At 49.0% G+C, this 24,404-nt stretch carries 21 protein-coding genes and 1 riboswitch; of the genes, 18 read left to right on the top strand and 3 right to left on the bottom strand.

Annotated elements, in window-relative coordinates; genetic code table 11:
• The first annotated feature begins 140 nt into the window (after window positions 1-140).
• Entirely contained in the window at window positions 141-1,889 is a 1,749-nt protein-coding gene (locus MKY97_RS26820; protein ID WP_342553183.1) for a methyl-accepting chemotaxis protein, read from the top strand.
• Window positions 1,890-1,927: 38 nt separating this feature from the next.
• Here the strand turns inward: MKY97_RS26820 and nrdG are convergent, their stop codons facing one another.
• Complete coding sequence (nrdG, locus tag MKY97_RS26815) at window positions 1,928-2,437, bottom strand: anaerobic ribonucleoside-triphosphate reductase activating protein (protein WP_342553182.1); 510 nt, start codon at window positions 2,435-2,437, stop codon at window positions 1,928-1,930.
• A complete protein-coding gene (locus tag MKY97_RS26810) occupies window positions 2,434-4,395 on the bottom strand; it encodes an anaerobic ribonucleoside triphosphate reductase (RefSeq protein WP_342553181.1) in 1,962 nt (653 codons plus the stop codon). The genes nrdG and MKY97_RS26810 overlap by 4 nt, the downstream gene beginning before the upstream one ends.
• A gap of 454 nt (window positions 4,396-4,849) precedes the next feature.
• On the opposite strand from MKY97_RS26810, the gene MKY97_RS26805 reads away from it, so the two are divergent.
• Window positions 4,850-6,490 (top strand): histidine kinase dimerization/phospho-acceptor domain-containing protein, encoded by a 1,641-nt coding sequence (locus tag MKY97_RS26805; protein ID WP_342553180.1) that lies wholly within the window; start codon window positions 4,850-4,852, stop codon window positions 6,488-6,490.
• A gap of 260 nt (window positions 6,491-6,750) precedes the next feature.
• Window positions 6,751-7,689: an aldo/keto reductase family protein gene (locus MKY97_RS26800; RefSeq protein ID WP_342553179.1), complete on the top strand. Its 939-nt coding sequence runs from the start codon at window positions 6,751-6,753 to the stop codon at window positions 7,687-7,689.
• Window positions 7,690-7,808: 119 nt separating this feature from the next.
• On the opposite strand, the gene MKY97_RS26795 is transcribed toward MKY97_RS26800, so the two are convergent.
• Complete coding sequence (locus tag MKY97_RS26795; RefSeq protein WP_342553178.1) at window positions 7,809-8,933, bottom strand: diguanylate cyclase; 1,125 nt, start codon at window positions 8,931-8,933, stop codon at window positions 7,809-7,811.
• 273 nt (window positions 8,934-9,206) lie between these two features.
• On the opposite strand from MKY97_RS26795, the gene MKY97_RS26790 reads away from it, so the two are divergent.
• The 15 genes from MKY97_RS26790 to cobJ all read left to right on the top strand — a co-directional run bounded on the left by MKY97_RS26790 (window position 9,207) and on the right by cobJ (window position 24,143).
• A complete protein-coding gene (locus tag MKY97_RS26790) occupies window positions 9,207-9,602 on the top strand; it encodes a transcriptional repressor (protein ID WP_342553177.1) in 396 nt (131 codons plus the stop codon).
• Complete coding sequence (locus MKY97_RS26785; protein ID WP_342553176.1) at window positions 9,578-10,393, top strand: winged-helix domain-containing protein; 816 nt, start codon at window positions 9,578-9,580, stop codon at window positions 10,391-10,393. Before MKY97_RS26790 ends, MKY97_RS26785 begins: the two co-directional genes overlap by 25 nt.
• Before the next feature lie 4 nt (window positions 10,394-10,397).
• The gene (locus MKY97_RS26780; RefSeq protein ID WP_342553175.1) at window positions 10,398-10,754 is read left to right on the top strand and encodes a hypothetical protein; all 357 of its coding nucleotides are present in this window, start codon (window positions 10,398-10,400) and stop codon (window positions 10,752-10,754) included.
• Window positions 10,755-11,104: 350 nt separating this feature from the next.
• Window positions 11,105-12,556 carry a catalase gene (locus tag MKY97_RS26775; RefSeq protein WP_342556466.1) on the top strand — a complete coding sequence of 484 codons (1,452 nt, stop codon included), beginning with the start codon at window positions 11,105-11,107 and terminating at the stop codon, window positions 12,554-12,556.
• A 263-nt stretch (window positions 12,557-12,819) separates the two neighbouring features.
• On the top strand, window positions 12,820-13,236 hold the full coding sequence (locus MKY97_RS26770) for a BlaI/MecI/CopY family transcriptional regulator (RefSeq protein WP_342556465.1): 417 nt from the start codon (window positions 12,820-12,822) through the stop codon (window positions 13,234-13,236).
• A 1-nt stretch (window position 13,237) separates the two neighbouring features.
• Window positions 13,238-14,098, top strand: coding sequence for a M56 family metallopeptidase (locus MKY97_RS26765; protein ID WP_342553174.1), 861 nt, complete (start codon window positions 13,238-13,240; stop codon window positions 14,096-14,098).
• A 60-nt stretch (window positions 14,099-14,158) separates the two neighbouring features.
• Window positions 14,159-14,572 (top strand): DoxX family protein, encoded by a 414-nt coding sequence (locus MKY97_RS26760; protein ID WP_342553173.1) that lies wholly within the window; start codon window positions 14,159-14,161, stop codon window positions 14,570-14,572.
• A gap of 272 nt (window positions 14,573-14,844) precedes the next feature.
• Window positions 14,845-15,546 carry a pirin family protein gene (locus MKY97_RS26755; protein ID WP_342553172.1) on the top strand — a complete coding sequence of 234 codons (702 nt, stop codon included), beginning with the start codon at window positions 14,845-14,847 and terminating at the stop codon, window positions 15,544-15,546.
• Window positions 15,547-15,593: 47 nt separating this feature from the next.
• Entirely contained in the window at window positions 15,594-15,932 is a 339-nt protein-coding gene (locus MKY97_RS26750; protein ID WP_342553171.1) for a hypothetical protein, read from the top strand.
• A gap of 180 nt (window positions 15,933-16,112) precedes the next feature.
• On the top strand, window positions 16,113-17,711 hold the full coding sequence (locus tag MKY97_RS26745) for a spore germination protein (RefSeq protein WP_342553170.1): 1,599 nt from the start codon (window positions 16,113-16,115) through the stop codon (window positions 17,709-17,711).
• Between the two features lie 4 nt (window positions 17,712-17,715).
• Window positions 17,716-18,915 carry a Ger(x)C family spore germination protein gene (locus MKY97_RS26740; protein ID WP_342553169.1) on the top strand — a complete coding sequence of 400 codons (1,200 nt, stop codon included), beginning with the start codon at window positions 17,716-17,718 and terminating at the stop codon, window positions 18,913-18,915.
• On the top strand, window positions 18,908-19,135 hold the full coding sequence (locus tag MKY97_RS26735) for a hypothetical protein (RefSeq protein ID WP_342553168.1): 228 nt from the start codon (window positions 18,908-18,910) through the stop codon (window positions 19,133-19,135). The genes MKY97_RS26740 and MKY97_RS26735 overlap by 8 nt, the downstream gene beginning before the upstream one ends.
• 56 nt (window positions 19,136-19,191) lie before the next feature.
• On the top strand, window positions 19,192-20,421 hold the full coding sequence (locus MKY97_RS26730; protein ID WP_342553167.1) for an endospore germination permease: 1,230 nt from the start codon (window positions 19,192-19,194) through the stop codon (window positions 20,419-20,421).
• Between the two features lie 131 nt (window positions 20,422-20,552).
• A complete protein-coding gene (locus MKY97_RS26725; RefSeq protein ID WP_342553166.1) occupies window positions 20,553-21,386 on the top strand; it encodes a uroporphyrinogen-III synthase in 834 nt (277 codons plus the stop codon).
• A 257-nt stretch (window positions 21,387-21,643) separates the two neighbouring features.
• A riboswitch (cobalamin riboswitch) is annotated at window positions 21,644-21,833 on the top strand.
• Window positions 21,834-22,208: 375 nt separating this feature from the next.
• A complete protein-coding gene (gene cobJ, locus MKY97_RS26720; protein ID WP_342553165.1) occupies window positions 22,209-24,143 on the top strand; it encodes a precorrin-3B C(17)-methyltransferase in 1,935 nt (644 codons plus the stop codon).
• Window positions 24,144-24,404: the final 261 nt, after the last annotated feature.

Here is a 24,404-nt window from a genome sequence, read left to right as displayed (position 1 = left end):
ACAGAAATTATATAACGATAAATACTATATAGTGTCATATCATTAACTGCTTGCAAAGGTGAAGAAAAGCCAATCTCAGGCGCATTCTTTATCAGGACGGATATGTAAGCTGGAAAAGCCAAGGAAAAGAGGAAACTCCAATGTTACACTATTTTCGCAATCGAAGTTTAGTTTTTACAAGTTCTGTTCTAATTGCCTTCATCCTGTTTGCTCTGATCCTTACGATGAGTTTTATCAATTTTAAGCAGAGCGAGCAGGCCTACTATGAAGAGATTAACCAGGTCGGTAAGGCCTTGTCCGGCCAGCTCCAAGTTAACTATCACCAAGTAGAGACAGCCAAGAAGCAGCTGGAAACCTCTGATCAACCATCCTCACCTGAACTTACGTCCCTGAAAGAACAGCTGGATGCCATGACGGGTGCTGCATCCATTGCGAACGCTTATATCTTTAAATCGGATATTATTGAACGTGATGGGAAACAGATTTTGACCGGAGTACAGGTCAATCAGGCCCTGATTGATCTGGGTATGGTACCCGGCGTCGAATATGAAATTCCGGCTTTAGTTCAAGATACATATAAACTTGTTCTGCAGCAGGGGACAGCTTTTACTGAACCTTATACTGATAGCGCAGGAACTTGGGTGACCTATCTAAGCACGATTAAGGATGACCGTGGGCAAGCGGCAGCTATATTTGGTCTGGATTTGGACGCCGCCAAAGTAAAGCAGGATCGGATGTGGATGTTTTTATACAGTTTGGGCGGGGGACTGCTGGCAGCAGCGGTGCTGATCGTTCTGCTGATTATTCTGCTGCGTATTGTCCTTCGTCCGTTACAAAATCTGGCGGTTGTATCCAATCTGGCTGCGGAAGGCAATCTGACGGTAAGCCTGACGGTGCGCAATAACAATGAAATCGGACAGTCTGCAAAAGCATTTAATCATATGCTCGCAGCGCTGCAGCAGCTGATTACAGGAATTCAGTCAACCTCCTCAAACGTGACCCGTTCCGCATCTGATCTGCAGTTAAGCGCGGAGCGAACAACGGAAGCTTCACAGGAGATCACCGAATCAATGCTGCAGGTATCCTCCAGGGCAGAACGGCAGCGTCAATCCACATATGAATGCCAGGAATCCATCAGCGAGATGGTGACGGGTATCCGGCGTATTGCTGAATCAACCCAGACAGCAGCCGCATTGGCTGCGGATACGACGGATCGGGCAACCACGGGCGAAGCAGATATTACAACCATGGTCGATCAGATGCAGCGAATTGAACATAACATGACCGGGACGGTTACGGTTCTTCATGAGCTGCAGCAGCAGAATAGTAACATTGGCGGAATCATGTCTATGATTCGGGATATCGCGGATCAAACGAACCTTCTTGCTCTCAATGCTTCTATTGAAGCCGCTAGAGCGGGGGAATCCGGCAGGGGATTTGCTGTAGTGGCTCAGGAGATTCAGAAGCTGTCTACCCGCTCCAAAGAATCCTCCGATCAGATCGACCAAATCCTGAAAGGCATATTTAATTATACAGAGAGGGCCGTAGGCTCCATTGAAGAGTCTGTGAACGCAGCTAAAAAGGGTGCAGAGACGTCTGAAATCACCGCCGGGGCCTTCCGTCAGATCGTTGGAGCGATACAAAAGGTGTCGGAACAGATCTATGAAGTATCTGCCGCCTCAGAGCAGATGTCAGCCAGCAGTGATCAGATTGCTGCCGCTCTGTCTCAGCTCGGTACTGCAGCTTCTGACTCATCTGACAATGCAAACAAAGCTCGTGCTTCTTCTGAAGAGCAGCTGGCCTTAATGCAGGAAGTGTCCAGTCTATCCCATGAGCTGAGAAGCCTGGCTCACGAACTGAATCAAGTTATTCAAAGATTTCAGGTGTAACACTGCTCGTTTTGTTGTGTCAGCATAGAAAAACATCGTTACCCTGCATCGATCTGCAGGGTAACGATGTTTCCCGAATTCTGCGTGGCACGCACATCAATCAAACGCTGATTACGGCTGCCGCGGAAGGGCAGGGATACATCACGCTCAGCTGCAATGTAACGTCCATCTATAATCACATCGCACAGCTGCGCAAGCGCTGCTCTCTCCGGGTCGGTGACGAGCTCCTCATATTCAAATCCTGTGTAGGCCCACACCGTCAGATCAGGCCGTGCATTCCGGAACTGGCGCACCCACCGGACACATCCTGCTGCCGAGAAAAAAGGGTCACCTCCGCATAACGTCACACCGTCCAGCAATGGGTGGTGTGTGACCTCCTGCAAAATCTGCTGCTGCCGCTCTTCGGTGAAGGGTTCCCCTGCTCTGAAGCTCCATGAATCAGGGCTGAAGCAGCCAGGGCATGCGTGACGGCATCCGCTGATAAACAGCACGGCACGCAGACCCGTTCCTTCATTGACCGATTCGGGAATGTAACCAAACAGGTTCATCGGTGTTTCACTCGATCGCGTACCTCAGCCTGCTTCGCAGCATTGAAGCGGACTTTATAATCTCCTGTCAGATAGCCGGTTACGCGGCGCAGGCGTTGAAAATGCACATCATTTTCGTGCACCTCGCATTCCGGACAGCGATCACCGATAACCCCCTCATACCCGCATTCCGGGCAGCGATCGATCGGATGATTAATCGAGAAGTACCCGATATCCTGTGCCAGTGCGTACTGCACAATGCGCATAAAAGCCGCCGTGTTGGCCCGCACATTGCCGTCAAGCTCAACATAAGAGATGGCTCCGGCATTACACAGGGCGTGAAAAGGCGCTTCCAGCTCGATCTTACGATAGGCAGGAAGATGATGATAAACCGGGATGTGGAATGAGTTCGTATAATATTCACGTTCATTTACACCGGAGATGGGGCCATAACGAGCACGGTCTAATTTGGTGAATTTACCGGATAGACCTTCTGCAGGTGTCGCAAACAGTGTAACGTTCAAGTTATGCTGCTCACTCATGCGATCACAGAATTCTCTCATCGTGCGGATGACATGCAGCGCTTCACGATGTACATGCATATCCTGTCCGTGATGGCGTCCATACATAGCGGTCATACATTCGGCCAGTCCGATAAATCCAAGCGACAAGGTTCCGTGCTTTAACAGATCGGCAACCGGTTCATCCGGTTCCAGCTTCTCGCCGCCTTCCCATACGCCTTCACGCATCATGAAGTCTGATGATTTGGCAGGCTGTTTTTTCTGTATGGCATACCGGTGCAGCAGGCCGTCCACGGCATTGTGCATGATTTTATCCAGAGCCGCATAGAAACCCTCCCGATCCGCGACAGCCCGGTTTCCCCGGCAGATACCGAATCGAATCCCCAATTTGACCAGATTAACCGTGTTGAAGGACAGGTTTCCTTTACCGCTCTGCCGATTCCGGCCAAACCGGTCCGCAAGGGTACGCGTGCGGCAGCCCATAGTCGCAATGATCGTATCCGGGTCTTCCGGGTGGTAATAGGGCAAATTAAACGAGGCATCCACATTGACAAAGTTAGGATACATACGCCGTGAAGAACAGGTCACCGCGAGGCGGAATAAATCATAGTTCGGATCGTCCTTAGACTGGTTAACGCCCTGCTTGCACTGGAAAATATGCTGTGGAAATACAGGTGTTTCCCCATGCCCAAGGCCGCGAATGGTTGCTTCCAGCAGGGAACGAGACACGAGACGTCCCTCTGCTGAGGTGCACATTCCGTAATTCAATGAGGTAAAAGGAATTTGCCCACCTGCCCGGCTGCTCATCGTATTCAAATTATGTATAAGTGATTCGGCCGCCTGTCCAGTCTCCAGCTCTGTCTCTTCATATGCGAATGCAAATGCACGCGGACACTGCTGCTTCGCTTCGGCACTACCCAGATGAAGGTGCTCGTCCATTAGTACGGTATGCTCGTCGAAGAGGCGCTGTCCTTTGCGGAAATGCTTTATGAATGAGCGACGTACATAAGGCGCGAGATCCCAGTCTATTTTGTTGGCAGAAACGCCGCCGTACTGACTATTTTGCTGGGATTGGAAGATGATCGCGACCAGTGCCATCGCAGACATAATCGTCTGGGGGGTGCGAACAGACCCATTCCCGGTATTGAAGCCGGAAGCCAGCAGCCGATCAAATGGAATGAAGATGCAGTTGGTCGTTCCAAGGGCATACTGATCCAGATCGTGCACATACAAGTCTCCGCTCTCAACAGCTTCTGCGAGTGCTGCAGGCAGTACATGACGCATAGCATGCCATTTGGCAGTCTCTGATCCAAGCCTGCTCATCTTGCCGCTGAACGAATCCCCATTCAGATTCGCGTTCTCTCTCAGCGTATCAGCGTCTTCTGCGCCAATAATACGTCTTCCCAGGTCAGATAACAGATCGGCTGCCGGTGGTGCGGCATACTCAAGCATAGTCATGTAACGTGCCTCCTAAATGATTTTAATAATAGATTATAATTTTGATAATATATAAGTTATATACTACATGTTGATTGGTATTATCCATTTATAAACTATATGTGGGTTTTTGGGTGTGATTATGATCACACTCCCTTAGGGGATGAGAGCAATTTCCGTGATTTGGCGCGGGATTGAGGTTTCCAAATTTCAAGCGGGAGCGTATAATTTCTATTTATCCTGCAAGTATATACTTCCAAGTCAGAAGTCGTAGAATGAAGCATTCTTACAGATTTGTTTGGCGAGGAAAAAGGTTACAGATCCCAGTATGATTCTCTTATACTTCTGTGGTGTTAAACATATAAGTATAGTTTGTGACAATCATTCGGATTTCCTAGCAGAGTTCTGCATGTAATTTAAAATTCTGATCGGTGAATTTAATATAGCACCAAGATAAACAAAGAGGGGTTGGATCATGGGGACGGTAGAAGGCATCAACCAAGGCTTCTATGAAAATATCGAAGAAGCAGCGGCCCATATTGTGGACGTATTAAGTGGCATATTAAGAGTGAATACCATCTTCGTAGCCACGAATGACGGAGTGACTAATGTCATTCTGGAAGCCTTCAACCGCAAAGAAGAACTAATTGTCAAAGGTACTGCACTTCCGTTCGAGGAATCTTACTGCAGCCTGGTCTTGAAAGACAAAGGTAACATCATCACGACGATTTCGGATACCTGCGAGCATTCGATGACAAGCTCTATGAATGTCACGAATGAATTAGGAAACCGATTCTTTTTAGGTGTACCCATTATGCGAAGAACAGGTGAAGCGTTTGGGACGATCTGTCTAATGGATAATCCGGGTTATGTGGTCAGTGAGACGGACATGAAGACACTGGAAGCGATGGCTGTGTTCCTGGGATATGTTGTTGACCTGGAGCGTGCACTGCATGTTCAGGAGCAGAAGCTCAGTGATTCGGAACAGCTCCAGGAAAAACTTCAGGCCGAGAAGGAACGTGCCGAGTCGGAAGCAATGACCAAGACACAGATGCTCAAGCTGATGAGCCATGAGATCCGTAATCCGCTGAACGGCATTTTGGGATTGACGGACCTGATGCGAACACCCGATATGTCGGACGAGCAGGTCGAGTATATAAATATGATTGAAACAAGCGGCAATATTTTGCTATCGCTGCTTAACAATATGATGAACTTTAATATTAATGAGGCTGGAAAAACAGTGATTCATGATGACCCCTTCGATCTGGTCAGCACCATCGAGAACACGGTTTACCTCTATGCTGGTGCAGCAGCGAGCAAAAATATTGAGCTTGGTTTAAATCTTGATCTGAATGTATCGCAGGTTTTCATCGGTGACGAGGTTAAGCTTGGCCAGCTGCTTGGGCATCTTATGCAGTATGCCATGGATTCTACCCGGGAAGGTGCAGTGCTGGTGACAGCAGAGATGAAGGGAGAGGAAACGGAAGAGACGGGACTCCTCCTGCTTCGAGTTAAATATTCGGGACAGATGTTATCCGATAACCGCTTGCGAACCTCTTCCGTCAAATCGGAGATGATCAGCACCGAGAAGCTGATTGGAAGCAATCTGGGTCTGGCGGTCAGTCAGAACCTGGCGATTCTGATGCATGGCCGCATTCAGGTAAACAGCATGCATGGGAACGAGACAGAATTTGAAATTTCACTGCCCTTACGGAGATACTGGGATCTGCCTCAAATTACAAGTGTACAGCAGCGTCTGAAAGCGAAAAAAGTGCTGCTCGCTAAAGATCCTGACATCCTGCAGGGGGTATCCTCTTTAATGCGTAGATGGGAGATGGATGTGCACATGACTTCCGGTTCCGCAGTCGCTTGTGAATGGATCAAGGAAGGCTTCAGGCCGGACGTGGCTGTTGTTGATATGGGATTGCAGGAGGGCATTACCGCCGATTTCGTCGTTGCACTGAAGCAGCACATCGAGAATTTGCCCGTCATTGTGCTCGTTCCGTATGGAATGCATATGGACATTCATCAGACGGAGGTCTTTGATGCTGTGCTGACGAAGCCGGTAAGACAGACCGAGCTGTTAAATGCACTAAGCATTATTTTGCCGTAATAACCGTCCTTATTAAAGGGGCTGCGTCGCGTTCCTTTCACGTGCCTCGGTACGTCTGCAGTAGACTCCCGACTGGGAACGAAAATACGGCAAAATGGGTTCCCCCAGTATTGTCAGACACACCCTAAGCACATCACTTCAGGGTGTTTTTTTGCCTGTTCCTCCTGCTTGTACACTTAAAGTTTCTTCATTCGCTTAGGTTAGGTTACAATAGGATGTGGAACTTCATCATTTCTACATTCTGAGGAGGACATGCATTCATGGATTATCGCAGGTTGGGTGGAAGCGGACTGAAAGTAAGTGAGATCAGCCTAGGGAGCTGGTTGACGTACGGAGGATACGTGGAACGTGAAAATGCAGTGAAATCAATTGAAACGGCATTTGATGAAGGTATTAACTTTTTTGATACAGCCAACGCCTATGAGCGGGGAGCTGCCGAAGTACTGCTGGGTCAAACATTGAAAGCGTACTCACGGAATTCTTATGTGCTCGCAACCAAAGTTTTTAATAAAATGGGTGATGGCCCTAACGACCATGGGTTATCCCGCAAACATATTATGGAGCAGTGTGAAGCCAGCTTGACTCGCCTTGGCACCGATTACATCGATATTTACTATTGCCATCGTTATCATCAGGAGACGCCGATCGAGGAGACCCTTCGTGCACTGGACGATCTGGTGCGTCATGGTAAAGTGCTGTACGTGGGTGTCAGCCAGTGGACAGCGGCTCAGATGGAAGACGCACTCGGTACAGCGGATCGCCTGCTGCTGGATCGCATTGTTGTGAATCAGCCGGTCTATAATATGTTTGACCGATACATTGAACATGAAATTATCCCTTTGGGTGAACGTAAAGGGATCGGACAAGTGGTCTATTCTCCGCTTGCTCAAGGTCTGCTGACAGGTAAGTATACATCTGTTTCGGATATCCCGGAGAACAGCCGGGCTGCCAAACTCGGCTGGGATGAAGGCAAAATCAACGCAGACCGCATCGGCAAAGTAAGACAGCTCACTGAAGTGGCAGACAAACTCAATCTAAAAGTGGGTCAGCTGGCCTTGGCTTGGATTCTTCGGCAGCGTAATGTCTCCAGTGCATTGGTCGGTGCAAGCCGCCCGGAACAGGTCAAAGAAAATGCTGCAGCTTCGGGAGTTAAACTGGATGCTGCTGTTATTGAAGAGATTGAACGCATTCTTGCCTGATACTTCTTCTGCATGATTAGGTGATAGATAACCGTATCTGTTCAAAGTTTAAAAAGGGATGTCCAGCATCTGCCTGATATGGAGGCAGACGGGACATCCCTTTTATGATTCGAGCTTTCTCAGAAAAGTTCGTTATCAACAACCGTGATGTTGCGCGGCGGCAGAGAGCATACTTTATTCCGTCCCGTATTTTTTGCTTCGTACAATGCACGGTCAGCCTGATCAAAAAGATCACTGTCATCAAGGTCATCACAATGATCAGGGTATACGGCTACACCAATAGAGATGGTCAGCTTTACCGTCTGACCGTCAGGCAGGGCGAATAAAAATCGGGCGACGGCTTTCCGTACCGATTCCGCAATGGCCATGGATTGATGGTAACCGCAATCGAGCAGCAGAATCGCGAATTCCTCCCCTCCGTTACGGGAGACAAGATCGGTGGAGCGTGCGTGGGTAACGAGCAGTTGTCCAAGCTGTTTCAGTACAGCATCACCAGCAGAGTGCCCGTATGTATCGTTTACTTTCTTGAAACGGTCAATATCAATGACAAGCAGGGACAGCTTCTGATGGTACTGCCTTGCATGCTGAAGCTCGGACCGCAGCGAATGCTCAAACTGCCGCCGATTACTCAAATCCGTCAGATGGTCGGTAGAAGCACGCCGCTCAAGCAGAAACAGCATCTCATTCGATCGATTAATAAATTCGGCAATAAAATAAATGAAAATACCTCCGGCAAATGCGATGGTCATCTGTATTGGATAAACTTTCATCAGAGTACTCAAGCTGGTCGTGTTCATCAGCAGCACAACAAATATCATGGTCATGCCGAGCAGATTCATGGTAATGATCTTGGTTAATCTGGACCATGAAGCATAGGCAAAGTATACTCCTGTCAGTCCGAGCAGTGTCATGATGAATGCTGCATCAATTGCAGAAGAGGTTATACCGAACATCAGGATCCGAAGAATGGCAATGATGATACCGGAAATGACCGAAGCCATCCCGCCAAGATATACAGCTGCAGTCACAACAGCAAGATGCCGCAAATCCACGATGGTTGTTTCATTTATATGAAAAGAATAATTCATAAGCACTGTACCGTATAAACCGAATAACAAGCCGCCGATGACCTGAACGCGCAGCGAAGGAAAAGGCAGGCGAATGCTGTAGAATTTGGCGATAATCCCTGACAGGTACAAAAAGGTGATTATCACACAGAGATTAACAAAAAAAGTGCTTAACAACCAGCATCCCCCCTTTTACGCACATCCCTCTATTTTATCTGAAAAACGGTGCGGCAGCGAACCATATAATCCCAAATGCTTGAAGGGTTTGGTTCTAATTCGCTATAAAGTTCCAAGGCCAGTGAAGATGAAGCAATATTGACTTCGATATACATTAAGATTTATACTTAATCTAAATCAAAATTAATTTGAAGTTTATAAAAAGCTGAAGCGAACAATAGCGTTCGAAACAAAATATAGCCATGATGAGCAGTATAAAAAGGAGACCTGGTTGTGAAAACTTTAAATTTAACGATCCAACGGCAAGCGGTATATGATGTCGTACGTAATTCAGAAGATCACCCGACAGCTGCCGAAGTCATGAATCGGCTGGTAGAACAGGGATATAACCTGGCATACGGCACCGTATATAATTCTCTTCGGTACTTAACAGACAAAGAGCTGATTCGGGAGCTTAAGCTCGGTGAAACAGCGAGTCGATATGATGCGAGAATGGATGATCACCAGCACATTATGTGTGAGGTATGCGGCAAAGTGGATGAGGTGATGACAGAAGTCCCTCCACAGTGGATGAAGCAGGTAGCAGCAGAAACGGGTTATGCAATTGATCATGCACATGTGGTATTTGGAGGTGTCTGCGGGGAATGCAAAAACAAACGGATCAAGTAAAAGTGAAATGGTCAGGGCGGCGTTTACCTCTTCGGGTTAAACCTGCTCTGGCAGACTCCATGACTGAACCGCCTCTGGTGGATAACTGCCCGATTACGAGACGTGTCATTCTGATCAGCCCGATGCCGGGACAAGTGCATGAACTGGTAAAGGCTTTGACAGATAGCTGTTTTGACGTACTTGTGTTTCATCGCTGGGAACCGGATCTCCATGAGCGCCTTGTTTTTGATCTGCTGATCTATGATCTCTCGGTTGCGGGAACGATCGATGCGTTTACGGGAATCCACAGTCGGTTGAACCGCGAGGCCGAGCACACGACCCCTTGTCTCTACCTGGTGGGAGAGAAAATGATTGGCAGTGCAAGCGGACCGATGCTTCAGGAGGAGCTGCTGGTGTGGCCTGCGCGCCCGCAGGAGGCGCTTTACCGGGTACAGCGCATGATCGGCAGCAGCCCGGTAATGCCCAAGCGGGCTTTTTTACCTGAAGAAGGACAGCGAATCGGATTCAAAGACTTGGTGCTGGATCGGGAACGCATGAGTGTACAGCGTGATCAGGATCGAATTCACCTGACCAAGACGGAGTATGATCTGCTGCTTAAGCTGATTGATGCCAAAGGTGCAGTTATCTCGCGTGAAGAGATGCTGAGTGATATCTGGGAGACGGATTTTACAGGCGGCAGCAATGTGGTGGATGTTCATATCAAAAGCTTGCGCAAAAAATTGGGCGATAATGCTTCGTCCCCTCAGTATATCGTAACGGTAAGAGGCGTAGGCTACCGGTTGGCGGATTAATTTTATGCGAAAAATAGTGGTCAATGGAAGCACCTATTGGTGGAGCTATAGAACGGTCAGAGACGTTTACTGCAGGTCCAAACTGACGTTCATTACGGAAAAGAAGGACATGAGATATATCATTGTATTTGGAACCCGGGATACACCGATTTCCGGCAGTCCTTTGAATGAAGGATTACGGATGAAAAAAGAGGATGTAACACATGCTGTGAATTTTAACCAGCCCAGATATGTGGCCGAAGTGCTGAAGTCCGTACTTGAGATGCAGTTCGATACAAGTAGGAAGAACGTGCTGGAGCTGAATGGCAATGAGTTATTAACACGTATGGGGTATGAGGATCTTACAGGGCTAATGATCTAGGTACATGACTGTAAACGGTAAAAAACAATTGAGGAGCATTCACCATGGTGATGCTGATTATGCCCATTCAGGATGAAATATGGCGTAGACCGTTATGAAGCGGTCTGCGCTTTTTTTGTGATTTCCGGTGTCATATGAAACGTGTTTCGCATCCTTCATATATCATTCATTTTAGGTATATTAACCTCATCCTAATCTCATGTGAACCTCATGCAGCGAAGGGATGGGACATGTTAGAATCATTTTAACAGTTAGATCAAGTCTAAATGTATATTTCGGCAAACGACGAATATGATTGGAATTAGATAGATACAGCAGACATGATACCCATTCTAGAGGAGGACGACATGATGACAGATCGTTTGACAACCAACCAGGGAGCTCCCGTAGGAGATAACCAGAATTCACGGACTGCAGGAAGAAGAGGGCCTACCCTGCTGGAGGACTACCATCTGATTGAGAAGATCGCCCATTTTGACCGAGAGCGTATTCCTGAACGAGTTGTACATGCGAGAGGTGCAGGGGCACATGGGATATTCAAGCTGGAGCAGAGCATGACGGCGTACACAACAGCGGATTTTCTGCAAGAACCGGGCACTGAAACCGATGTGCTTGTACGGTTCTCAACCGTTATTCATGGTACGGGTTCTCCCGAAACTGCTCGTGACCCGCGGGGATTTGCTGTTAAATTTTATACACGTGAAGGCAACTATGATATTGTCGGCAATCACCTGCCGGTCTTCTTTATTCGCGATGCGATTAAATTCCCGGATATGGTACATTCCCTGAAGCCTGCTCCAGATACTAACATTCAGGACCCGGCTCGTTATTGGGACTTCATGACGCTCTCCCCGGAATCAACGCATATGATGACATGGCTGTTCTCAGATCTGGGAACGCCCGCGAGTTACCGGGAGATGGATGGTTTCGGTGTACACGCATTCAAATGGATCAATGCCGAGGGCGAAGTGCACTATGTAAAATACAAATGGGAATCGGTTCAAGGGGTTCGCGCTTTCTCACGTCAGGAAGCTGCTGAAGTTCAGGGACAGGATTTCAACCATGCAACACGTGATCTGCACGAACATATCAAAAACGGTGATTTCCCGCAGTGGAAGCTGCAGGTGCAGCTGCTGAAGCCGGAACAGATGGATGATTTCTCTTTTGATCCACTCGACCCGACCAAAACATGGCCGGAAGATGTTCTTCCCTTCCAAACGGTGGGGACGATGACATTGAACCGTAATCCGCAGAATTTCTTTGCAGAAGTGGAGCAGGCAGCATTCTCACCGAGCGCGGTTGTACGGGGAATTGAACCATCTGAGGATAAGCTGCTGCAGGGTCGTTTGTTCTCTTACCCGGATACACAGCGGCACCGACTCGGACCTAACTATCTGCAGATTCCGGTGAACTGCCCTTATGCACCTGTGCGCAATCATCAGCGTGATGGGCTCATGAATGTGAACCAAGATCTGTCTCCTGTAAACTATGAACCTAACAGTTCGAGCAGCAGCCCGCAAGAAGATCCGGCTTACCGTGAAATTCAGGTTCCACTGCAGGGGCATGTCACGAGAGAGAAAATTGAGAAAACAGATGATTACACACAAGCCGGGGAATTGTTCCGTTCGTTCACGCCTGCTGAGCAGCACAACCTGTTGGATAATTTGACGAATGATCTCAAAGCCGTACCGGTAGATATTCAGATGCGAGCCTTATGCCATTTCTTCCGGGCGGACGGACAGTTGGGTGCTCGATTGGCTCATGGCTTGGGCATAGATATCTCCGGGCATATGCCAAAATAAACGAAATGACGGGCGAAGGTGTATAGTCCTGCATTTAATACGAAGGGAGTGCTATTCTTTTCAATGACTTCGTAAAGGTACGTATTAATGTATATTATGAACACCGGGCAGGACTGCAGTTATGCAGAATAGCCCGGTTTCCTTATGTCATTTGATACGCAAATGGAAAACAAATTTACAAATCATTTACATAAAATACCTGACATAGAGGTTGACTTCTCCTTCGTGGGCACTACAATGGGTAGTGTGAGGGGTGTCAGATGATGAGAATACTTAATTTCAAAGTGGGAGAGCGTGGACTGAACCGATTCTTCGGTCCGTTGGAGGCCAGAATTATGGACATTCTGTGGGCTCGCCCCGGAAGCAGCATCCGTGAAGTACAGACTGCATTGGAGCAGGAAAAGGATGTAAATTTCAATACGGTTATGACTGTGATGAATCGTTTGGTGGATAAGGGATTGCTCAGTAAAACACAGAAAGGCCGCACATCGCTGTATAAACCGGTACAGAGCAGGGAGGCGTTTATGAACGATCAATCCAAGGAATTGTCACAGGAATTGGTGGATGAATTCGGGTCGCTGGCATTGAACCATATGCTGGACGCGCTGGATGAAGCGGATGAAGGCTTAATTGAACGACTCGAAATGAAGATTAAGCAGTGGAAAAAGGATAACGATTAATATGTGGAAGACCCGTTCCAAGATTTTGTTCACCGTCGGGTTTGGTATTCCGGTACTTGTGCTCGTGCAGATGTTCATGTATGCGATGTACAAAATATATGGATGGGATATCCGGCTGAATCTGTTATGGCTGTGCAATCACTGGATGAGCCAGTTGGGCTGGATGTCTGTAGGGCATTTCTTAATGCTGCTGGTGGTGCTGACTTTCGTGGGTACAAGCTGGATGCTGTCTGTACGAATTATTCAGACTCGGGCAGCATTGACCAAGCTCCGCTCGATGGAGATTCGAACGTGGTCAGCGGAGCTGAGTGCAAGATACCGGCACCTCAAGAAACCTCGGTTTCTCGTTGTGGACAAGCCTTCTCCAGCAGCGTTTACAATTGGGCTGTGGCAGCCGTGCATCGTGTTATCCACAGGACTGCTCAGCATGCTGGATCCCGATGAAGAGAGAGCGGTCATCTACCATGAGGTTCACCACCTGCGGCATCGGGACCCGCTCAAAACGACAATGCTCTCCGTGTTTGCTGCTGTGATGCCGTATATTCCTGTGCTGAAACATACGTCACAGCAATATCGAACCGTGAGAGAGATTTTAGCGGATAACGAAGCCATTGAACGTACAGGTAACGCTGCCGGTATTGGCAGTGCGCTGTTAAAACTTCTTCGGACATGTTCACCATCAGGTGAAGGCAGAGCGCCAACAATTCAATCCTCGTTTGCCGATACGTCGGTTAATGTGCGTATTTCCCGTTTGCTGGACCCTGAACTGGACGTTGCGCTGCGGTTACCGCGTTATGCCATTCTGGTCTCGGCAGCGGTGTTCCTGTTGTTGTCCATTCTGTTTGTGTGGTCAATTGGATAGAAGACAGCTTTGGAACAAAGTCATAATGAACAAAAAATGAATGAAATGAGGAGATGAATAATGAATAATAAAAACGTTGAAATTGGTCTCTTTTTCTCAAGGATTATGATTGGTTTCATCTTTGTATTACATGGATGGAGCAAATTTGAGGGGGGGATTAGCGGAACCGTTGGTTTCTTCGAAAGTATAGGTATTCCGGGCTTTATGGCTTCGGTTGTTGCCATCATTGAGCTGGCAGGCGGTGCAGCGATGATTCTTGGTTTGGGTACTCGTGTCTTTGCAGCTTTGTTCATCGCTGTTATGGTAGGTGCACTGTTCACAGCCAAGGCAGGTCAGCCCTTCTTGAGCGGAACAGAATTGGATTATCTCTTGATGGCAGGTTCGCTGACTCTTCTTCTGACCGGAAGCCGCTTCCTCGCGCTGGATTATCTATTTAACAGAAAAGGAAGCACACGTCAGAATGTCAGTGCTTGATTTGATTATTGGGAATCGGCATAACATATTCATGAGCGCAGTATAAAGGTAAATATAAGAAAAGCTTTAGAGCGCCGCATGATTTCTGCAACCAGCTCTTTGCTTGCCAGTTTGATGAGGTAATGTGGATTGCCGATCAAACTGACGGGTAAAGAGCTTTTTGTTTTGGACGAAATCATTTTAAATTTGGTATAATGAGAATAAGTATGCTGCTAAGAAAAAATAAGAGAGATACAACATGTACAATAATAGATCTGAGGAGGTTGCACGATATGATTAAGGTCATTCCATCCGAAGCACGTTCCAGCTTTGACAGGGGCTGGCTGCGCGGCAGTCACAGTTTTTCCTTTGGTGAATATCAGGATTCCGACAATACAGCGTTTGGACCGATGCGGGTAGCTAATGATGATGTTATCGCACCAGGTCGCGGTTTTGGGGCACATCCACACAGTGATATGGAGATTGTATCCATCGTGCTGCATGGCAAGCTGAGACATGAGGACAGTCTGGGTAACGTTGCTGTAACAGGCTTTGGCAGCATTCAGCGCATGTCCGCAGGAAGCGGAGTCATTCATACGGAGCATAATGCCTCAGATACCGAGGAGGTAAGACTTCTCCAGCTGTGGTTTATGCCGCATACGAAAGGGCTGGAGCCTTCCTACGAAACGACTTCGTTTGATACAGCGGCCTTGGAAGGTGCTCTTGTGCCTGTAGCCTCCTCCGATGGTGGGCCGCGGGTTGCCACGGTTCATCAAGACATGACGATTTATCTTGGGCGATTATCCAAGGGCAAGACGCTTGAGTATGAGCAAAAAGAAGGGCGCCGCATGTACATTTTCTCCATCGAGGGCAAGCTCGGTTTGCAGCATGAACATGTGCTGCATCCAGGAGATACGGCACGTGTGGAGCAGACCTCTTCCATGAAGCTGGAAGGGCTTGAAGACACTTTTTATATGCTGATTGATCTGCCTTAATAAAAGAAGACGAACTCCACTTCAAGATCCAAGGAGGAACGATGCGTATGGCGCAGCAGGAATGGTTTATGGTAAAACACGGAGTGACCGGGCGTGGACTGGCGAACAGCAAAATGGATGCAGGTCTGTCTTATCGCTTTCAGCAGGATGGAACGGGATTCCTGTTTACAGTTTCGGGACTGGACGAGCAGACCGTTGCGAAGATTATCGAGCTGAGGCAGGAATTAAACGTATTTCGATTCGTTCAGCGTAAAGACCGCCCTCTGACGAAGCACTGGTATTATGTCGATGGCGATCGCGTAAAATATGACAGCGAGCGGCATACACTTACGATCTATGCCAAGTCAGAAATTCAATATGTACCTGAGGATTATTTTGCAGACTAACACAGACATGGAATGGCCGCATGGTCTATTGTGCGTTCAACCTACTGCATGAGACTTCCATCACTTCGATCTGTAAGCCTTCCTTCATGGGAGGCTTATTTTTTTGTATTAAAAACCACATAATTCCCTGTCTTATGGCACAAGCTACCTCGTATAAAAACATGAATGGAGGGGCGGCATATGGCAGGTAAAACATCATCAGACGGTGGTAAGTCCAAAGCTTCAGGAGCATCCTCCGACAGCAGCAGACATATACCCTTGGGACTGCCGTCCCCGCCTATTCTGAAGCAGCCAATTAGTGGAGTTCATACGACTCAGATTCAGGCATTAAAAGAAATATTCTCGGAATGTTCCGACGTAGTATTCCGCAATGTTATGATCACACCGGAGGTGCAGGGACTCCTCGTATACGTCGAGGGCATCGTGAATTCGGCAGATATTCAGGAGCATATGCTGCGTCCGCTTATTCGGGGACTGATTCAGCAGCGAACAGACGAGCCGGATGTGCCGATTGATGATACACGGATTGAATTAACACAGGTAAAGCGAGTTCAGACCTGGGCCGCTGCGGCAGAGGGCGTGCTTGCCTCATCGGCGTTACTGGTCATGGATGGAGAAGCTGAAGCATGGCTTTTCAATGTCAAGGGCGGTATAAGAAGGGGCGTAGAAGAGCCGCAGACGGAATCGGTCATCCGCGGACCCCGGGAGGGATTCACGGAGACGCTCCGCATGAATACAGCTTTACTGCGGTTCAAGCTGAAGACACCTGCACTCAAAATGGTGAGTATGACACTGGGCTCCGATACGAAAACAGATGTTGTTTTGGTCTACCTGGAAGGAGTCGCCGATCCCAAATTGATTCAGGACGCCAAGAAACGTCTCGAAAAAATTGAAATTGACGGTATTTTGGAGAGTGGTTACATTGAGGAGCTCATTGAAGATCATCCTTATTCTCCTTTTCCGCAGCTGCACTACTCGGAGCGTCCAGATACGGTTGCTGCAAACCTGCTGGAAGGTCGATTCTCCATCATGGTGGACGGGACACCGTTTGCATTGATTGCACCTGTGACCATGTGGCAGATGCTGCAGGCAAGCGAGGATTACTATGAGCGGTTTTTCATTACGAATCTGATTCGCTGGATTCGCTTTTTGTTCGTAGCGATTGCTCTGTTCCTGCCAGCTCTGTATATCGCGGTTACAACCTATCATCAGGACATGCTTCCAACCACACTGATTCTCAGTATTGCCGGTGCCCGTGAAGCTATTCCTTTCCCGGCGCTGATCGAAGCGCTCATTATGGAATTATCCTTTGAAGCGCTTCGAGAGGCCGGGGTCAGGCTGCCCAAGACGGTGGGGCAAGCGGTCAGCATTCTCGGTGCCCTGGTGATCGGCCAAGCTGCCGTACAGGCAGGTATTGTGTCTGCCCCAATGGTTATCATCGTGTCGATGACGGGCATAGCTTCCTTCACTATTCCGCGCTTTAACTTTGCCATTACCGTAAGGCTGCTGCGGTTTCCGATCATGCTTCTGGCAGGCATGTTAGGGTTATACGGCATAGTCATTGGTCTGGTACTCATCTCTGTGCATCTGACACAGATGACATCATTTGGTGTACCATATCTGTCTGGTTTAAGTCCGTACAGCAAGAAGGATACCAAAGATATTTTGGTCCGGGTGCCTTGGTGGAAAATGATCAATCGCCCTTCGACTGTACATCGGGACCGCAAACGTATGACCAGAGATATTAATGGTTCGCCGGAAGCTGAGGAAGGATGGTGATTCCATGCAGGTTCTTATCAAATACAGAGCTGTGATTGCGCTGATTCTGTGTACTTCCATGCTTGCAGGCTGCTGGGATCGCGAAGAGATCAATGACATTGCCTTTGTTATCGGCATTGCCGTTGATAAAGAAGAGGAGAACTACAGAGCAAGCCTGCAAATTGCTCTTCCAGGACAGTCAGGTGCATCAGGCAGTGAGGGTGGTGGCGGGGGGACCAGTGGTGATAAGTCATGGTTCCTGCTCTCGAACACGGGTCCAACGCTGCGGGAAACAACACTTGCAGGTCAGAAATCATTGTCTCGCAAAATTTATTATGCGCATCGCCGAACCATCCTCATTGGAGAGGAGCTTGCCCGGGAAGGTGTGGCCTCGATGCTGGATTTACTCACGCGGTATCCGCTCAACCGGTTATCGGCAATGCCTGTCGTCACTCGGGGTGAAGCTTATAAAGTCATTGATACGGATGCTCCCATTGAGAAATTCCCTTCAGAGATGGTGCGAGAGTTATGTTTCCTGAATATGCGAAATCCGCGTTCTCTCAAAACATTTATCGACTCCATTCTGAGCGAGGGTATTGATCCTTTTCTGCCTATTGCTTCGGTTTCGGACAGCGTACCGAAAGATTGGAAAGACTCCAAGACCAATATCAAGCTGGATGGTCTGGCTATTTTCAAAAAAGATAAACTTGTAGGCATGATGGATAAGGAACCAGCAGATGCTCTGATTCTGGCGATGGGTGAAGCGAATGCACCTGAAGTTTTGATCAAGGCCCCTCGAGGGAAAGGGGATTTGTTTATCAAGCTGAACGAGAACAATGCTTCGCTTCACCCTCATATAGAGAATGGGAAGGTGAGTATAACCATTGAACTCTATGCCAAAGGGGTATTGGTCGACAACGAATCCAATTATGGGGATCGGCAGGAGAAGGAGATTCTTAATATTAATGAGGCTGTTCACCAGAAGCTCAAAGAGGATATTGAAGAAGGGGTCCATCTGGTACAGAAGAAGTTCAAAGCGGACATTCTCGGTATGGGCAGATCAATTCATCAGCAGCGGCCAAAGGAGTGGAAGAAGATTAAGGATCGTTGGGATGTTCTCTATCCGGACGTCAAGGTGAATGTAGAGCCCCATGTCATCATTGAGAATGTTGGCGTTGTCAATAAACCGATCGGGGTCGTAGAGGAGGACATTGTGCATGATTAAACCGCTTCTGTTCACATATTTAGCGATGGTTGTTGGCGCGCTTATCATGGATTTTCGTCATCTGAAACAGGCAGCCCCGATTAATCGCTGGTTGTCTTACGGTTTAATGGCCATAGGGATTGGTATCTGGTTGTATGTAACTGCATTGAGCACGAAGACGTTTTTTGTAACGGTATGGATCAGTCATGTGATCCAGCGTCTGCTGCCGCTGCCCGGATGAAGTGCAGTATGATTGCTTAACATGCAGAAGGTATGCGCAGGAAAGGAGGGGACAGGATGAGTCAGAAAGTAACCCACCGACAAATGGTATTGATCATTATGCTGCTCAGTATTACAGGTACGCTGCTTCAACCTCATGCTCAGGCCATTTTTTATGCAGAACAGCATGCTTATCTCTGTTACGTACCGGTTGTTCTGATTATGTTTACATCGATGTGGATGCTCAGCCGTGTCCAGCGGCGTTTTCCAGACAAGGATTTGTTTGAGTCGCTGGCGGAGCGCTTCCCCTTCCTCGGGAGAGTAACGGGGTTTCTATACATCACGTTTTTCTTCTTTGTACTTGCCAGAGATATACGGCTAACAGGGGATTATGTAAGTATCACGTTACTTGAAACAACACCTATATCGATAATCGTGCTTTCTTTGATTGTCATGGCCGTTTTTATCGTTAGGGGAGGTCTCGGTTCCCTAATCGGTATGGTGGAGTTATATGTGACTCTATTTGTGTTAAACTCCATCATCGTTCCGTTTATGCTGATTCAGCAGATCAATCTGGATAATTTGAAGCCCTATCTCGATGTTGACCTCGCGGGAGTGGGGACAGGAAGCTGGTATATCTTTTCATTTTATGGTGAGATGATTGCCCTGCCTTTTGTGGTAAGAGGTAGTGACTTTCGCGTGAAGTCAATTCTTTCGGGTACTATTGTTACGGGATTGCTGCTGATGCTGATTGTTGTAGAAACGATTGCTTCAATCGGTGTACCCATTGCTTCAAGACTTGTATATCCATCGTATGAGCTGGCAAGACAGCTGCAGATCAGTGACTTCCTGGATCGGTTTGATCTGGCGCTTGCTGCCGCAACGCTGCCTTGTATTATTACCAAGATTGCATTTGACCTGTATTTTGTATGCTGGGGATTAAAACGAATGATTCCGAAGGTGTCTGGTAAAGTATTAACTGGACCGATTGCGCTGCTGGGTTTTGTATGTGCCTTTTGGTTTTTCCGCAATGCGGTTCAGCTCAATCGCTTTACTCGAGAGTGGACGTGGATTGCGATCGTGTTCGAGGTGTTATTCCCAATTGTATTGTTTCTTTTCCTTCGTCCGCGCAAGAAGGATGCACAGCATGTCCCGGATTCCGGGTCCGAAGAACGTGCGTCCAGAGACAAACAGCGCAAAGAGGATGAGAAGCAGCAGGCACACGCTGAACCGGATCACTCTGAAGAAAAGTCCGGGGAAAAGAAGGGGAAAACATCACATGGTGGCGGTAATCTGCAGCCTTCCTGATGAAAACTATAAAAAATCGTTATAGCCAAGAGCCCGGAATGAAAGCAGATATGGTTTCCCTCCGTACAAGCAGCCTGTATACTGTAGTCAGACTGATGAACATTCGGCTGATTTGAACGGAGGGGACAGGTATGGCGCAGCATTTGGCAGGGGTAAGAGTAGCATTAACCGGACCGCGAAAGTCCAAAGAGATGTCTTTATTAGTAGAAAAAATGGGTGGAGTCCCTCTTGTGCGTCCTGCACAAGGAACGGTATTTCTGGATGACCGCAGCATCAGGGATGGATTGGTCTCCTGGATTTCCAATCCGCCGGATTGGGCTGTGTTTACAACCGGTATGGGACTGGATGCCTTGTTTGACATGGCGGAGGATATGGATGTGGCCGGGCAGTTTCGGAATGTGCTGTCTGAATCGAATGTCGCAGCCAGAGGATACAAAACGGTAAATGCACTTCGGAAGCTGAAGTTAACACCTTTGGTACGAGACGATGATGGCAGTACGGACGGATTGATTCGTGAATTCGGCTCGCATGATCTCTCAGGTAAAAAGGTGATGCTGCAGCTGCACGGAGAAACGGCCCCCAAGCTGGTCCACTGGCTGGAAGAGCAGGGAGCCGTCGTACGCCAAGTGCTGCCTTATCGTCACGTACCACCGGAAGAAGCTGCGTTGAAGCAGCTTTTGGATGAAGTCCTTCGGCATGAGCTGCATGCCGTAGCTTTTACAAGTGGTCCGCAAGTTCGATTTTTAACGGAATATGCCGCTTCTCAAGGAAAGCTGGAGCAGATGCTGAAGGCCTTCAGGGAAGGTGTAGTTCCGGCTTCCGTCGGTAAAGTGACCGCAAATGCGATGCGTGAGGAAGGCATTGAAGCACTCGTTGTACCGGAGGAAGAGAAGATGGGTGCACTTATTGTTGAACTGGGGCGTTATTTTGCTGCTAATCCGGTTGGTGTCCGGGGGGAGTCTTAGAGGGAGCTCTGGCGGGAATGAGTTGAGAGCAGCAGCGTATACGGAGGCAGGAAGGCACGTCAGATCACTGGATGAAGAAAACGTAAACGCGTGGAGAGTTAACGCTGCAGGAAAAAACAGAAGCTTGTTATACAGGATACATAAAGGTTCTGGTCCGTTTGGCGGATCAGGATCTTTTTTCATTTTTATCCGAAAATCAAGATATGGACAATATTCATTATCGTGGACATTTTTTCCTGACCGATGGTATGATGAAATCAATATGAAAGCAGCAAGGTGCTCTTGCGTAAAGCAAGAGGTAACAGGGAATCGGGTGCAAGTCCCGAGCGGTCCCGCCACTGTAATGGTGAAGCGCTTTTCAATAAACGTCACTCGGAAAACGGGGAAGACAGAAAAGAAAGCTGATGATCCAAAGCCAGGAGACCTACCTTGCATGTGTCACCAAACCCTTCGCGGAAAGGAGTGGTGTACGATAAATTCGGAAAGGGACAAACATCAGTTTGTCCTGAAAGGCCTTATATGGGCTGTTTTGGTCGTGTGTACCTCCTTTTTTGGGGATTCATGCGTTCGTTTCCTGAGTTTAAGTACATGCGTATCTCATCCGTGAACAGGATGAGATTTTTTTGTTTTTCGGACAGCAAACAGCTTCAGGATCAGGCGAAAAATGAGGAGTACCATCAGCATGAAGTCAGGAATACCGCATATCACGGGGAACTTGCTGCCTGTAATCAAGAGAGGAAGTTCTTATCAATAAAGTTAACATTTTAGATAAATAGGCTGAGATGTAAACCGCGTGACGAGTGGAATGAGGGAGGAAGAGATATGCAAAAGCAAGGCAAACTGCTGATTATCGGGTTCGGCCCGGGTGCGATGGAGCATATAACGAAACGGGCACTGGATGCACTGCAGGAAAGCGAGGTTATTATCGGATACAACACTTATGTGGATCTGATTCGCCCACTGCTGAATGGACAAGCCATTGTACGTACGGGCATGACCGAGGAAGTCAGCCGGGCACAGGAAGCGGTGAGACAGGCGGAAGCAGGTAACATTGTGGCCGTAATCTCCAGTGGAGATGCAGGGGTATACGGCATGGCTGGACTTGTCTACGAGGTTCTGATGGAGCAGGGCTGGAAGCCGGACACAGGCGTAGCCGTTGAGGTTATTCCCGGCGTGTCAGCTGTTCAGTCCTGCGCTTCCCTGCTGGGTGCACCCGTAATGCACGATGCGTGTACGATCAGTCTCAGCGACCATTTGACACCATGGGATACGATTATTCGCCGGGTTGAAGCGGCAGCAGCGGCTGATTTTGTCATTGCTCTGTACAATCCCCGCAGTGGACGCCGTACACGCCAGATTGTGGAGACGCAGGAGATGCTGCTTCGTTACCGTGATCCCAAGACACCGGTGGGTCTGGTCAAAAGTGCGTATCGGGAACGTCAGGATGTGGTCCTGACGACACTGGAAGATATGCTGCATCACGATATCGGTATGTTGACTACCGTAATTATCGGCAATTCCTCAACCATGATGTACGAAGGACTCATGGTCACTCCGCGCGGATATCAGCGGAAGTATACGCTGAACTCCGCGGAACAGCCGCTCAGACCTCATGAGCGGCTGCGCACCGAAGCCGAGCCATGGTCGCTCGGCGCACAAGAAGCCCGCGCTGCCGCCTCCGGCGAGGCAGCGGGCGATAGCGCGGCCCGCGATGCGCAGGCCGCGCTAACGGCGGAGCCAGCCCTGCACGGCGCGCGCGCCGGAGCGGGCACGGCTCCGCAAGGGCAGCCGCCCGCTGGTGCATGGGCGGCGACCCCGCCTGCAGCAAGCCCGGCGCGCGGTGCCGGCACCGCCGTGCTTGCCGCATCGCGGTCCGTGCCCGCGGCGGCAGAAGCCGCACCGCGCGCCGCTGCTGCTGCGCCGCGTGCCGGCGCTGCCGAGCTTGCTGCCGAGGCGCTGACGCGGCTCGCGGCAGGCGGTGCGCTCGGGGGCGAAGCGGCAGGCCGCTGGCTGGACGCGGCGGCGTCAGGCCCGGCGGCCGTGGCGGCGCATCGCGCTGACGGCGCTGCAGCGGTTGGCACCCCAGCTCGGCCCGTGCCGGGACGCAAGGCGCCGCTCTTCGAGGTCGGCGTAGCGCCCGGCGTGGGCAACAAAAAGTTCACCGCCGTCCAGATGGCCCTGCTGGCGCAGTGCGCAAGCGAGGACGGCGAGCTGGAGTATACGCCGGAGCACCAGATCATTCTGAGGGTGCCGACGTTTGAACCGGATGCGCTGGTGGAGCAGCTGCGTGCAGCGAATTTTATCGTTGTTCCCATCGGTGATGTCATCAAGGTCAAAGCCTGTGATTTCTGCAATCTGGAGAAAGATGATGCCGTTCCGATGGCTAACCATCTTCAGGACGTGATTGGCGGATTATCTGCTCCGAAGGAAACCAGTGTAGCGCTGAACGGTTGCGGTATGGCTTGTTACGGCGCGGTGCTGGAGGATATTGGTATCGTTTACCGCAAAGGCGGATACGATCTGTTCCTTGGCGGCAAAAAGTTTGGGCGCAACGCACATCCGGCCCAACCTGTAGCCGAGGGTATTCCCGGTGATGAAATTGGCGGCATCGTAGAACGCATCGTGGCGGAGTACAAGGCAAAGGGCCATCCGAACGAGCGCTTTCACAAGTTTTTCAAACGTGTAGGGGTTATTCAGGGCTTCCGCCATGTGGATGCACCAGTCACCGTCGAAGTGAATCCGGTATGCGGAGATTAAGTGAACGAAGATAGATGATACAGGTCGATCAAACGCGCTGCCGATCCTTGATCAGACTGAATCGCGGCCTATAGCGCTAACGATTCTCAGAAGCCTTATATCGCGGAAAAGGGCATGTTTGAAAATGTAACGATCCGTAGGAACGCTATTTCATTAAAACCCAGCCCAAGTTGGTGTAAAAGGCATCATTTTGGTGAAATAACGTCTCCTGAGATCGTTAGAATTCCAGCGAGTATAAATTACTCCAAATAACGTTATCTG

This window comes from Paenibacillus sp. FSL R7-0652 (genome assembly GCF_038595045.1).
In the GTDB taxonomy this organism is placed as follows: Bacteria; Bacillota; Bacilli; order Paenibacillales; family Paenibacillaceae; genus Paenibacillus.
Note: the sequence above shows the minus strand (reverse complement) of the source record. Positions and strands in the feature narration are given on the sequence as shown.

Excerpts from the sequence above, each read along its gene's own strand:
- MKY97_RS26735 (WP_342553168.1), top strand. The coding sequence starts at position 18,908 with ATGATTAAACCGCTTCTGTTCACATATTTAGCGATGGTTGTTGGCGCG.
- MKY97_RS26770 (WP_342556465.1), top strand. The coding sequence starts at position 12,820 with ATGAGAATACTTAATTTCAAAGTGGGAGAGCGTGGACTGAACCGATTC.
- MKY97_RS26765 (WP_342553174.1), top strand. The coding sequence starts at position 13,238 with ATGTGGAAGACCCGTTCCAAGATTTTGTTCACCGTCGGGTTTGGTATT.
- cobJ (WP_342553165.1), top strand. The coding sequence starts at position 22,209 with ATGCAAAAGCAAGGCAAACTGCTGATTATCGGGTTCGGCCCGGGTGCG.
- MKY97_RS26820 (WP_342553183.1), top strand. The coding sequence starts at position 141 with ATGTTACACTATTTTCGCAATCGAAGTTTAGTTTTTACAAGTTCTGTT.
- MKY97_RS26805 (WP_342553180.1), top strand. The coding sequence starts at position 4,850 with ATGGGGACGGTAGAAGGCATCAACCAAGGCTTCTATGAAAATATCGAA.
- MKY97_RS26740 (WP_342553169.1), top strand. The coding sequence starts at position 17,716 with ATGCAGGTTCTTATCAAATACAGAGCTGTGATTGCGCTGATTCTGTGT.
- MKY97_RS26785 (WP_342553176.1), top strand. The coding sequence starts at position 9,578 with ATGCAAAAACAAACGGATCAAGTAAAAGTGAAATGGTCAGGGCGGCGT.
- MKY97_RS26775 (WP_342556466.1), top strand. The coding sequence starts at position 11,105 with ATGACAGATCGTTTGACAACCAACCAGGGAGCTCCCGTAGGAGATAAC.
- MKY97_RS26780 (WP_342553175.1), top strand. The coding sequence starts at position 10,398 with ATGCGAAAAATAGTGGTCAATGGAAGCACCTATTGGTGGAGCTATAGA.
- nrdG (WP_342553182.1), bottom strand. The coding sequence starts at position 2,437 with ATGAACCTGTTTGGTTACATTCCCGAATCGGTCAATGAAGGAACGGGT.
- MKY97_RS26730 (WP_342553167.1), top strand. The coding sequence starts at position 19,192 with ATGAGTCAGAAAGTAACCCACCGACAAATGGTATTGATCATTATGCTG.
- MKY97_RS26750 (WP_342553171.1), top strand. The coding sequence starts at position 15,594 with ATGGCGCAGCAGGAATGGTTTATGGTAAAACACGGAGTGACCGGGCGT.
- MKY97_RS26755 (WP_342553172.1), top strand. The coding sequence starts at position 14,845 with ATGATTAAGGTCATTCCATCCGAAGCACGTTCCAGCTTTGACAGGGGC.
- MKY97_RS26810 (WP_342553181.1), bottom strand. The coding sequence starts at position 4,395 with ATGACTATGCTTGAGTATGCCGCACCACCGGCAGCCGATCTGTTATCT.
- MKY97_RS26745 (WP_342553170.1), top strand. The coding sequence starts at position 16,113 with ATGGCAGGTAAAACATCATCAGACGGTGGTAAGTCCAAAGCTTCAGGA.
- MKY97_RS26760 (WP_342553173.1), top strand. The coding sequence starts at position 14,159 with ATGAATAATAAAAACGTTGAAATTGGTCTCTTTTTCTCAAGGATTATG.
- MKY97_RS26800 (WP_342553179.1), top strand. The coding sequence starts at position 6,751 with ATGGATTATCGCAGGTTGGGTGGAAGCGGACTGAAAGTAAGTGAGATC.
- MKY97_RS26725 (WP_342553166.1), top strand. The coding sequence starts at position 20,553 with ATGGCGCAGCATTTGGCAGGGGTAAGAGTAGCATTAACCGGACCGCGA.